Origin of the sequence: Nocardiopsis lucentensis DSM 44048 (assembly GCF_000341125.1) — a bacterium.
Classification (GTDB): Bacteria; Actinomycetota; Actinomycetes; order Streptosporangiales; family Streptosporangiaceae; genus Nocardiopsis; species Nocardiopsis lucentensis.
The window spans coordinates 1-995 of record NZ_ANBC01000375.1; the positions used below are offsets into that span (position 1 = coordinate 1).

Consider the following 995-nt stretch of genomic DNA (forward strand, 5'->3'; position numbering starts at 1 on the left):
TGGACACCGGTGCGACGGACACCGGCACGGGCGACGACGCACGCACCGGCGCGGGCACCGACGCTCGCGAGGAGGAGGCACGATGACCCCGGACCACCCGGCGCTGGCCGTGGAGGGCCTGCGCAAGACCTTCCCCCTGGGCCGCGGCGCACCGGACCTGGTGGCCGTCGACGACGTGTCCCTCACCCTGGCGGCCGGAGGCTCCCTCGGTGTGGTGGGCGAGTCCGGCTCGGGCAAGAGCACCGTCGCCCGGATCCTGGCCGGTCTCACCCGGCCCGACTCCGGGCGGGTGCGGGTCGCGGGGCGCTCGCGCGCGGCGGTCGAACGCGGGCGCGCGGCCCGGTTGCGCCGTGCCCGGGAGATCCAGCTCGTCTTCCAGGACCCGTTGGGATCGCTCGACCCCCGGCTCACCGCCGAGCGGTGCGTGCGCCACGTGCTGCGGCTGCACGGCGCGGGCCGGGAGGAGGCCGCGGGGCGCGCCGCCGCACTGCTCGCCCAGGTCGGCCTGGGCGACCGCGAGGCCGGAGCCCGGCCGCACCGGCTCAGCGGAGGGCAGCGCCAGCGGCTCGCCATCGCCCGCGCCCTGGCCGCCGACCCCTCGGTCCTGGTCCTGGACGAGGCCGTGGCCGCGCTGGACGTGTCCGTCCAGGCGCAGATCCTGCGGCTGCTGACGCGGATCCGGCGCGAGTCGGGGGTGGCGCTGCTGTTCGTCTCGCACGACCTGGCCGTCATCCGCCAGATCGCCGACGACGTCCTGGTCATGTACGAGGGGGCGGTCGTGGAGCGCGGCGCCGCCGCCGACGTCCTGCGGCGGCCCGAGCACCCCTACACGCGGATGCTGGTCTCCAGCGTCCCCGGGCCGGGGTGGGATCCGGCCGAGGTCGTGCGGTTGCGCGCCGCGTTCGCGGAGGCGTCCGCGGCGCGCTGACCCGCGCCCGCCCGGGGGGCGGCGGTCACGCGCGCGTGTGGCCGCCGCCCCGTCCCGCCGTTCCGGG

1 protein-coding gene is annotated in these 995 nt (G+C 78.4%); it reads left to right on the forward strand.

The features are described 5' to 3' along the window. Positions 1–82 precede the first annotated feature (82 nt). Positions 83–928: an ABC transporter ATP-binding protein gene (locus D471_RS0112705; RefSeq protein ID WP_017598960.1), complete on the forward strand. Its 846-nt coding sequence runs from the start codon at positions 83–85 to the stop codon at positions 926–928. Positions 929–995 lie beyond the last annotated feature (67 nt).

What these genes read in the sequence shown, in the direction of transcription:
- D471_RS0112705 (WP_017598960.1), top strand. Translation starts at nt 83, where the DNA reads ATGACCCCGGACCACCCGGCGCTGGCCGTGGAGGGCCTGCGCAAGACC.